The 10,354-nt window shown below is 71.9% G+C and carries 5 protein-coding genes and 3 pseudogenes; 3 read left to right on the forward strand and 5 right to left on the reverse strand.

What is annotated here, in order from left to right; translation table 11 throughout:
* Positions 1-17 precede the first annotated feature (17 nt).
* A pseudogene (locus tag CR938_RS08240) lies at positions 18-2,977 on the reverse strand (TonB-dependent receptor domain-containing protein).
* 40 nt (positions 2,978-3,017) lie between these two features.
* The gene (locus CR938_RS08245; RefSeq protein ID WP_162124548.1) at positions 3,018-4,094 is read right to left on the reverse strand and encodes a LacI family DNA-binding transcriptional regulator; all 1,077 of its coding nucleotides are present in this window, start codon (positions 4,092-4,094) and stop codon (positions 3,018-3,020) included.
* Positions 4,095-4,641: 547 nt separating this feature from the next.
* Here CR938_RS08245 and CR938_RS08250 point away from each other — a divergent pair.
* The 3 genes and pseudogenes from CR938_RS08250 (at position 4,642) to rluB (ending at position 7,831) form a co-directional block, all read left to right on the forward strand.
* Entirely contained in the window at positions 4,642-5,556 is a 915-nt protein-coding gene (locus CR938_RS08250) for a segregation and condensation protein A (RefSeq protein ID WP_162124549.1), read from the forward strand.
* Between the two features lie 27 nt (positions 5,557-5,583).
* A pseudogene (scpB, locus tag CR938_RS08255) lies at positions 5,584-6,360 on the forward strand (SMC-Scp complex subunit ScpB); the annotation flags it as partial.
* Positions 6,359-7,831, forward strand: a pseudogene (gene rluB, locus CR938_RS14800) (23S rRNA pseudouridine(2605) synthase RluB). The pseudogenes scpB and rluB, both read left to right, overlap by 2 nt.
* Here rluB and CR938_RS08265 read toward each other — a convergent pair.
* The 3 genes from CR938_RS08265 to CR938_RS08275 all read right to left on the reverse strand — a co-directional run bounded on the left by CR938_RS08265 (position 7,754) and on the right by CR938_RS08275 (position 10,269).
* Positions 7,754-8,185, reverse strand: coding sequence for a hypothetical protein (locus CR938_RS08265; RefSeq protein WP_162124552.1), 432 nt, complete (start codon positions 8,183-8,185; stop codon positions 7,754-7,756). The pseudogene rluB and the gene CR938_RS08265 sit on opposite strands and share 78 nt — an antisense overlap.
* Before the next feature lie 117 nt (positions 8,186-8,302).
* On the reverse strand, positions 8,303-9,100 hold the full coding sequence (locus tag CR938_RS08270) for an amidohydrolase (RefSeq protein WP_162124553.1): 798 nt from the start codon (positions 9,098-9,100) through the stop codon (positions 8,303-8,305).
* Between the two features lie 11 nt (positions 9,101-9,111).
* A complete protein-coding gene (locus CR938_RS08275) occupies positions 9,112-10,269 on the reverse strand; it encodes a pyridoxal phosphate-dependent aminotransferase (RefSeq protein WP_162124554.1) in 1,158 nt (385 codons plus the stop codon).
* Positions 10,270-10,354 lie beyond the last annotated feature (85 nt).

Consider the following 10,354-nt stretch of genomic DNA (forward strand, 5'->3'; position numbering starts at 1 on the left):
GGGCGGCCACCACGGCCTCACCAGTCGAAGCCGACCGTCAGCTTGAAGGTACGGGTCGGCAGCTGGATGGCGGTGGGCGTGCCCCAGTTCGGGTTCTGCGGCTCGCCGGCGCCACCGCGCCAGTCGTCGTAACCGGAGTAGTTGGACCAGTTGAACACGTTGAGGATGTCGCCGCGCAGGCGCCAGCGGATGCCGCCGCCGGTGTCCCACTCCTTCTGCACGGCCAGGTCCACCTGCTTGAAGTCCTCCTTCGGCGTGTACGCGTCGAAGTAGCAGTACGCCCAGCCCGAGACGTTGCAGTTCTGGTAGTAGCGCGGCGTGGCGTCGGCCCAGGTTCCCTTGCCGGAGAAGCTCAGCCCCCACGGGCCGTCCCAGATGCCGGTCAGCACCACGCGGTGCTCGGGCACCTTGCCCGGGAACCAGCCGTAGTCCTCGATGCGCTCGGCGTTGAACGCGCCCGGCCAGCCGTCTATCGGGCTGTTCTGCTCCGAGTCGGTGTAGGTGTAGGCCAGGGTGGCGCCCCAGCGCGAGGCCCGGGTGTAGGGCTTCTCCAGCTTGAGGTAGACCGCGCGCGTGCGGGTCTCCAGCGCGTTCTGCGCCAGGATCAGGTTGGAGAACGGGGCGAAGCCGATGCCCCACGGCGGCGGATCGGAGGCACCCGGCGGGTCGGCCGGGAAGAAGCGGCCGTCGTCGCGGCGGTTGCCCAGCAGGAACGCAATGCCATCGTGGCTGCGCACGTACGAGTAGGCGATCTCCGTGTTCCAGTCATGACCCCACAGGGCGAACACGTTGCGCATGCCCAGGGTGAACTGGTCGGAGTACGGCACCTCCAGGTCGTTGTGGTTCAGGAACACCTCGCGGGCGCCGCCCACGGCCGCGGACGCGCGCAGGAACTCCGGATCCAGGTAGCGCGGATCCCACTCGCGGCAGGTCGCGTCCGTGGCGGTGTCGCAGGGATGGGCCGGGGTGTTGAAGTTGTAGGTGTACTGGCCCCAGCTGGCCTTGGCCACCTCGTTCTGCAGGTAGTCGAACAGGTTGCGGTCGTAGGAACGGCCGGCGCCGCCGAACACCACGTGCCGCTGGTCGGCGTTGATGTCGTAGGAGAAGCCCACGCGCGGCGCCCAGTTGTCCTTGTCCGCCTTGCGGTTGCGGCCGGTGCTGATGTAGTCGTTGATGTCGATGCCGGAATTGGGCAGCGCGGTGTTGGAGTTGCGCAGCGCCTCCACCACCTCGGCGGGGGTGACGTAGTCCTCGTAGCTGGGCGTGGTCTCGTAGTCCCAGCGCACGCCCAGGTTCAGGGTCAGGTGCTCGTTCACCTCCCAGTCGTCCTGGATGTACAGGCCGAACTGCTTGTTGTCCGAGCGCGCGGTGCCGTCGCCGTAGCCGGCCACCGGCGCGCCGAACTCCACATGCACCGGCACGTCCAGGCTCTCGTGGATGTCGTAGTAGAACTGCGGGTTGAACCTGTTCTGCTCCAGGGTCCGCAGGTCGACCTGCTTGTACTTCACGCCCATCTTGATGGTGTGGCCGGCGATGCCGGTGAAGGTCAGGTCGTCCTGGAAGGACCAGCCCTTCTGGCCCTTGTCCTGGTAGTTGTCGCCGCCACCGATGCGGGCGATGGTGTCCCACCAGTTGCCGTCGCTGAGCAGGTAGCCCGGCGTGAAGCTGGCCGGCCGCGGGCTCCAGAACGCGTCCTCGTAGGTCAGGTGGGCGTCGTTGAGCCAGTCGCCCAGGGTGGCCTGGTAGCGCAGGTCGACGCGGGTCTCCTCGTTGGTGTTGTAGGTGGCCGACGAAGGCAGCCGCTGCCCCTCCACCTGGATGGTCTCGCTCTCGTCGCGGTACTTGACGCTCAGCTCGAAGTAGTGGTTCTCGCCGACCAGCCAGTCCACCTTGCCGAAGTACAGGTCCTCCTTGAACGGCGAGGTGTAGGTGCCGGTGCCGTACTCGTCGCGCAGCGCCGGCGGCAGCATGTCGGGCGTGTAGCCGCGGCCGAGCTGGAACGTGCGCGGGCTCATGTACTCCTTGGCCTCGTAGGCGAGGAAGAAGTGCGCCACGTCCGGGATGATCGGGCCGCCGAAGGAGATGCCGTACTGTTCCTCCTTGCTCTCGGCCTTGGTCGCGCCCGGACGCTCCTCGAAGCGGCTGCGCGAGCGCCAGTCGGTGCTGGTGCGGTCCCAGAAGAAGCTGCCCTCGAACTCGTTGGTGCCCGAGCGCGTGGCGGCGACGATGGCGGCGCTGCTGAGCTGGTCGAACTCGGCCTTGTAGTTCTGGGTGATGACCTTGTACTCGCCGATGGCCGACTGCGGGAACGGGTTGCCGCGGCTGGTGTCCTGGCCGGTGATGCCGCCGGTGGTCACGTAGTTCTTCTGGCCGACGCCGTCGATGAACACGTTGACGGCGCTGGGCGTCTGCGCGCCCGAGCGCAGGCGGGTGTTGCCGCCGGCGTCGGTGATGAACTGCACGCCGGGCACGGTGTCGGCGAAGGCCAGGAAGTTGCGGCTGGCCTGCGGCAGCGCCTCGATCTGGCGCTGGCTGATGTAGGAGGCCACCTCGGAGGTGCGGGTCTCCTCTCCACCGCCGTGCCCACCACCTGCACGGTCTCCAGCGTGGTCGCCGCGCCGGGCGCGGCGGTCTCGGGCAGACCGCCCACGCCGAGGTTGAGCGTGGCGGTCTGGCCCACCTGCACGGTCAGCTCGCGCGTGGCGGGCTGGCCGCCGGCCTCCACCTCGATGCGGTAGGTGCCCGGCGGCAGGCCGGCGACCACGTACTGGCCCTGGGGCGTGGACTGCACGGTGCGGCGCAGGCCGGTGGCGGTGTTGACCACCGTCACCTGCGCGCCCGCCGCCGGCGCGGAATCGGCCAGGACCTGGCCGCGGATGGTGGCACCGGTGCTTTGCGCCAGCGCCGGGCCCGCGCCCAGCGCCAGCGCGCTGGCCAGCGCGGCCACGAGCAACCTCCGGACGGGTCTGGTTCTCATGTTCGTTCCCTCCAACGGTGAAATGGAAAACGGTGCAACCCTATTCTCGCCCCTTCCCCGGGCGCCCCCTCCGCGCCTGGGCGCGTGCGGCCTCCCTGCCGCTCGATTCACGGACCACCAGCTCCGGGACCATGACCTGCGCCGCGCCGGCCGCGGCGCCTGCGGTTTCCGCGCCGTCGGCGCCGGCCTCGATCTGCTCGAGCAGGCGCGCGAGCGCGCGCTCGCCGAGGGCCGCGATACTCACCCGCATCGTCGTCAATGAGGGGTGAACGAAGCGCGCCAGCGGAATGTCGTCGAAGCCGGCCAGGGCGATGTCGCCGGGCACGCGCACGCCGGCCTGCACGAAGGCGTACAGGCAGCCCAGCGCCATCATGTCGTTGGCCGCGAACACGGCGTCCGGGCGCGTGCCGGAGGCGAGGATGGCACGGCCGGCGCGGTGCCCGGACGCCTCGTCGAACTCGCCCGGGTACTCCTCGCCGACCGCGCCCGGATGCGCGGCGATGGCGTCGCGGAAGCCGCGCAGGCGCTCGCGCGCGTCGTGGTTGTGCGCCGGCCCGCCGATGAAGGCGATGCGCCGGTGCCCCAGCGCCAGCAGGTGCTCGACCATGGCCACCGCGCCGGCGTGGTTGTCGATCTCCAGCGCCGGCCAGGCCGGTTCCGGCTGGTGGGTGTTGATCAGCACCACCGGCAGCAGCTGCGGCAGGTTCTCGGCCAGGAAGCCGGGACGGTCGCCGTAGGGCGACATCACCAGCAGGCCGTCCACGCGGCCGCGCATGGCGCGCAGCGCAGCGCCCTGCTCGTCCGGATCGCCGTGGTAGCTGGACAGCAGCAGGCGGCGGCCGCGCGCGCGGGCCACCGCGTCGATGCCGCGGATCAGTTCGGAGAAGAACTCGCCGTGCAAGTCCGGCAGGACCACGCCGATGGTCTGGGTGCTGCGGCTGCTCAGGCTGCGTGCAGCGCCGTGCGGGCTGTAGCGCAGGCGCCGGGCCACCTCCAGCACCTGGCGGCGCACCGGCTCGGCTACGTTGCTGTGGCCGTTGAGCGCACGCGACACCGTGGCCACCGAGACCTTCGCCTCGCGGGCAACGTCGCGGATGGTCACCGCCTGGCGTCCCATACTCCCTCCCGAAGCACGGCTTACCCGTCGGCACTGTAAACGTTTTCAGAAGCTGCTGCCAAGCCGGGCGCGGCGGCAAAGCCGCGCCGTTTCAACGGTTTGCAGCGCAACCCGATGCTGCGGCGCAACATGCCGCCGCCGCCCGCCCCGGCGCCACCGCCACGCCCCACCGGCACCCGCCCGGCCGGCGCGGCAGCTGAAGCGCAGCCGGCGGCGCCGCTGGACAGGCCAGCAGCCAGCACTTACCCTTGGCCTCACATGCGGCCGAAAGCAGCGGGCCGTCGGTTTCCCAGGGCACGCCCGGCTGCCTTGCTCCCGCGCCAGGTAGCCCGGACGCCACGACGGCCCTCCGCTGCCGCGACCGGCCGCACGCAGACGACCTCCCGGCTGTCGGCCGCCGCCCCGTGCGGTGCCAGGCCTTTTTGATGTGCACGCAGCGGCGCCCGTCCCCGGCCCTTCCGGCGGCGGCCGCCCCCGCAGCCGGCACCTCGCCCACGGGATCCGGGCGTTCCGGCGCGGCCCCGTCCCGGGCAGGGCTTTCGAGCAGATGACTTCGCAGACCGCGCAAGACGCGACCCCCACAACGCAGCCGCCCCGCGCGCCGCAGCAGCAGGAGATGCCGCTGGCGGTCGTGCACGGGCAGCCGCTGCTGCAGATCCCGCAGGACCTGTACATCCCGCCGGACGCGCTGGAGGTCATCCTCGACGCCTTCGAGGGCCCGCTGGACCTGCTGCTGTACCTGATCCGCCGCCAGAACCTGGACATCCTCGACATCCCGGTGGCGGAGATCACCCGGCAGTACATCGCCTACATCGAGGTGATGCAGGAGCTGCGCTTCGAGCTGGCGGCCGAGTACCTGCTGATGGCCGCGATCCTGGCCGAGATCAAGTCGCGCATGCTGCTGCCGCGGCCGCCGGCCGAGGAAGGCCAGGAGGAGGACCCGCGCGCCGAGCTGGTCCGCCGCCTGCAGGAGTACGAGCGCTTCAAGCAGGCCGCCGAGGACCTGGACGCGCTGCCGCGGATGGAGCGCGACACCCTGCCGGTGCAGGCGCACGTGCCCGACCGCACGGTGGTGCGGCTGCCGCCGCCGGTGGACCTGCGCGAGCTGCTGCTGGCGCTGCACGACGTGCTCAAGCGCGCCGAGCTGTTCAGCGGCCACCAGATCCGGCGCGAGGCGCTGAGCGTGCGCCAGCGCATGGGCGAGGTGCTGCAGAAGCTGGAGGACGGCCACTTCCACCGCTTCGAGAGCCTGTTCACCGCCGAGGAAGGCCGGCTGGGCGTGCTGGTGACCTTCCTGGCCATGCTCGAACTGGCCAAGGAACAGCTGCTGGACATCGTCCAGGAGGCGCCGCTGGCGCCGATCTACGTCAAGTCGCTGGCCACCGGCAACACCGCCGAGCCGCTGCAGTTCCACAGCGAGTTCGACGACGGCGACACCGCCAACGAACCCGCCGCGCGCTGACGCCCCACCACCGAACCCGCGAGATCCATGGACCAGGCGCTGATCAACCGCATCGTCGAGGCCGCGCTGCTGGCGGCCAACCAGCCGCTGCCGCTGGCCCAGCTGTACGGGCTGTTCCCCGAGGACGAGCCGCCGCCGTCCGGCAGCGTGGAGCGGGCCCTGGAGGAGCTGCGCGAGGCCTGCGCCGACCGCGGCGTGGAGCTGGTCGAGGTGGCCTCCGGCTTCCGCTTCCAGGTCAAGCGCGAGGTCCATCCCTGGGTGGCGCGGCTGTGGACCGAACGCAAGACCCGCTATACCCGCGCCACCCTGGAGACCCTGGCGCTGATCGCCTACCGGCAGCCCATCACCCGCGGCGAGATCGAGCAGGTGCGTGGCGTGGCGGTCAGCAGCAACATCATCCAGGCGCTGGAGGAGCGCGAGTGGATCCGCGTGGTCGGCCACCGCGACGTGCCCGGGCGGCCGGCCCTGTACGGCACCACCAAGGCCTTCCTGGACTACTTCGGCCTCAAGAGCCTGGACGAGCTGCCGCCATTGTCCGAGCTGAAGGACATCGGCGAGCTGGAACCGGAACTGCCGCTGGATCCGGACGCCGCCCCCGCCCCGGCGACCGCCGCCGCCGGCGCCGACGCCGGCCAGGCCGCGGGGGGCGCAGGCGATGCGCCGGCCAACGACGACGACGGTGCCGCCGCGCAGGACGCGCAGGCCCCGTCCACCCCCGAAGAATCCCTGCCGGAGGCCGACACGGCCGCCGGCCCTTCCGAACCCCAGGCCGAAGCAACCGACGACGGCCGGAGCCAGATCCATGACTGATCCCACCCCCCGCAAGACCCTCGGCCGGCTGTCGCTCAAGCGCGACGCCGCCGCCCCCGCCGCGCCCCGCCTCGAGGAGCGGCTGCACAAGGTCCTGGCCCAGGCCGGGCTCGGCTCGCGCCGCGCGCTGGAGCAGCGCATCGCCGACGGCCTGGTCAAGGTCAACGGCGAGGTCGCCCAGGTCGGCCCGAGCATCCGGAGCGGCGACCGCGGGGAGCTGGACGGCCGCACCTTCGTCGCCTCGGCGCTGACCGAGCCGCCGCGCGTGCTGCTGTACAACAAGCCGGAAGGCGAGGTCACCACCCGCGAGGACCCCGAGGGCCGGCCCACCGTGTTCGATTCGCTGCCGCGCCTGAAGGGTGCGCGCTGGATCGCCGTCGGCCGCCTGGACATCAACACCACCGGCCTGCTGCTGCTGACCACCGACGGCGAGCTGGCCAACGCCATGATGCATCCCTCGCGCGAGGTCGAGCGCGAGTACGTGGTGCGCGTGCGCGCCCCGGAGGGCCAGGACAGCGTGCCCGAGACCGTGGTCCAGCGCCTGGCGCAGGGCGTGGAGCTGGAGGACGGCCCGGCCCGGTTCGAGCAGATCGAGCGCATCGGCGGCACCGAGTCGCACGACTGGTTCAAGGTCGTGGTCAAGGAGGGCCGCAACCGCGAGGTGCGCCGCCTGTGGGAATCGCAGGGCTGCCAGGTCAGCCGGCTCAAGCGCGTGCGCTACGGCAGCATCAGCCTGCCGCGCGAGCTGCTGCGCGGCCAGTCGCAGGAGCTGCCGGCGGCCCAGGTCGAGGCCCTGCGCCGCGAGCTGGGCCTGGAGGACGCCCCCCGCTCCACCCTGACCCTGCAGCCGGTGATCGGCCAGCGCCGCGCCGCCCGCGCCACCGTGCACGTGGGCCAGGAGGCCGGCCGCGGCCAGGCCTACGTCAACGGCCTGAACCTGGCCGACGAGGGCCGCGAGCTGCGCCGCTTCGACACCCTGCGCGAGGACCGCCGCGGCCGCGGCGGCAAGAAGGCCGCCGGCAGCCTGACCGTGACCGGCGAGGCCGCCGCCAAGCAGGCGCAGAAGCCGCTCAAGCAGCGCAAGCAGAAGGGTCTGGACGACAACCCGGCCGCGTTCCGCACCTGGTACGTGCCCGAGGGCGTGGGCACCGGCCCGGCCGGCCACCGCAACGCCGGCCCGGGCGGCAAGCGCAAGCCCAAGAAGGCCAAGAAGGCCAAGGCCGGCGCGCGCCCCTACTTCCCGTCCGACCACGCCGCGCCGGGCGGCACGCCCGGCCGCGGCGGCCCGCGCCGCAACCGCGGCCGCTGAGGGACGGGACACCCGGCACCAGGCGGCGGCGCGGCCGCGCCGTCGCCGCGCCCGGGGCCGGCGCATGCCGGCGGCGCGTCAGCGCGGTTCGATCACGAACTTGCCGAAGGCCAGGCCCAGGTCCCAGCCCTTGCCCTTGCCGGCCAGGGCCAGTGAGACCTCGCCCTTGGTCATCACCTGCGCCCTGCCCGACTTGACCGCGCCGGCGTGGACCTCGGCGGCGACGTAGGTGCCCAGCGTCTCGCGGATGTTGGCCACGCCGGAGAATTCGCCCACACCGTCGTCGATGCGCGACTTGCCGAAGGTGATGCCGCCCCCTTTGGCGCTGATCTTCACCGGCAGGCTGGCGCCGTTGTCGCAGGTGATGGTGCCGGTGCCCTGGGCGGTCTTGTAGAACGCGGACCAGCCCGACAGGGTGAAGCGCAGCTTGCAGTCGATGTCGCGCGCGTGCGCGGCGGGCGTGGCGGCCAGGGCGATCAGGCCGGCAAGCAGGATTCGCGGCAGGTGCATGGCATGGACTCCGTGGGATGCCGGGGATCCCGGCGCCGTGGCGAGTTTAGGCCAGCGGCGCGTGTCCGTGGCGTCTCCGCGGCACCGGCGCGGTTCACCGGTGGCCGTGCCGGGCCTTCAGCGCAGCTGGAAGGCGTCGGCGTCGAGCATGGCCGGGAAATGCGCCCGGTGCGCGGCCAGGGCCTCGGCCGAGAGCGTGCTGGTCAGCACCTGCTCGCGGCCGTGGGCCTCGACCTGGGCCTGGCCGAGGAAGTCGACCACCGCGCTGTCGCCGCTGTAGTCCAGGCCGTTGCCGTCGCGGCCGACGCGGTTCACCCCGGCCACGTAGCACAGGTTCTCGATCGCGCGCGCGCGCAGCAGCGTGCGCCAGGCGTGGGCGCGGGGCGAAGGCCAGTTGGCCACGAAGATCTGCAGGTCGAAGTCCAGCCCGCCCGCGCGTTCAACGTCGTAGCGGTTGCGGCAGAACACGGGGAAGCGCAGGTCGTAGCAGACCTGCGGGTTGATCCGCCAGCCCTTCCATTCCACGGTCAGGCGGTCGCGCCCGGGCGTGTAGCGCCTGTGCTCGCCGGCGTAGCGGAACAGATGGCGCTTGTCGTAGTGCGCCAGCCCGCCGTCCGGGGTGGCCCACAGCAGGCGGTTGAACACGCCCTGCTCCGTGCGCAGCTGCACGCTGCCGGTCACCGCCGCGCCCAGGCGCGCGGCCTGCTCGCGGATCCAGGCCACGGTCGGGCCGTCCATGCCCTCGGCGCGCTCGATGGCATCGTTGGAGAAGCCGCTGGTGAAGGTCTCCGGCAGCACCACCAGGTCGGTGGCGCGGGCCAGCGGCGCCAGCAGCGCGCCGTAGTAGGCGCGGTTGGCCTCCGGGTCATGCCAGCGGGTGTCGCCCTGGACCAGGGAAATGCGCAGATCCTGCATGGCCGTGTGCCTCACAGTCGCCGCAGCCGTTCGATGGCCGCGTCCAGGGTGGCCTCGTTCTTGGCGAAGCACAGCCGCACCAGGCGCTGCCCGGCCGGCGGCTGCGCGTAGAACGGCGACAGCGGGATGGCGGTCACCCCGTGCTCCACCGTCAGCCACTTCACGAACTCCAGATCCGGCAGGTCGCTGACCTCCGAGTAGTCCACCAGCTGGAAGTAGCCGCCGGCCACCGGCAGCGGCTTCAGCCGCGTGCCCAGCAGCTGCTGCCGGAAGCGGTCGCGCTTGGCCTGGTAGAAGGCGCCCAGCGCCTGGTCGTGCTCCGGCGCCTCGCGCAGCATCGCGGCGAAGGCGTGCTGGGCCGGGGCGAAGGTGCAGAACACGTTGTACTGGTGCACCTTGCGGAACTCCGCGCTCAGCGCCGGCGGGGCGATGCAGTAGCCGACCTTCCAGCCGGTGCAGTGGTAGGTCTTGCCGAAGCTGGAGACCACGAAGGCGCGCTCGCGCAGCCGCGGCCAGCGCAGCACCGACTCGTGGCGGGCGCCGTCGAAGACGATGTGCTCGTACACCTCGTCCGACAGCAGCACGATGTCCGTGCCCTCCAGCAGCGCTTCCAGGGCCTGCATGTCGGCGGCCGAGAACATGGCCCCGGACGGGTTGTGCGGGCTGTTGACCATCAGCATGCGCGTGCGGGGGGTGATCGCGGCGCGCACGCGCTCCCAGTCCACGGCGAAACTGGCCGGATCCAGCGACACGTGCACCGCGCGCGCGCCGGCCAGGTCGATGGCCGGCTCGTAGCAGTCGTAGGCCGGGTCCAGCACGACCACCTCCTCGCCGGGGCGCACCACCGCCTGGATGGCGTTGAAGATGGCCTCGGAGGCGCCGCTGGTGACGGTGACCTCGGCATCGGCGTCCACCCCGGCGCCGTAGCAGCGCCGCACCTTGGCGGCGATGGCCTGGCGCAGCGCCGGCACACCGGTCATCGGCGCGTACTGGTTGTGGCCCTCGCGCATGGCCGCATCCAGCGCGTCCACCAGGCGCTGCGGCACCGGGAAGTCGGGGAAGCCCTGGCCCAGGTTCACGGCACCGTGCTCGGCCGCCATCTGCGACATCACGGTGAAGATGGTCGTGCCCACCCTGGGCAGTTTGGTCGGCGGGATCTGGAACGGCATCAGGATCGCGGCGTTGGAGGGGGGATCGCGGAGTGTACGCAATGGCCGCCGCGGACGAAGATGGAGGCATGCACTCCACCCGCCC

Origin of the sequence: Pseudoxanthomonas taiwanensis, from assembly GCF_010093135.1 — a bacterium.
GTDB lineage: Bacteria > Pseudomonadota > Gammaproteobacteria > Xanthomonadales > Xanthomonadaceae > Pseudoxanthomonas > Pseudoxanthomonas taiwanensis.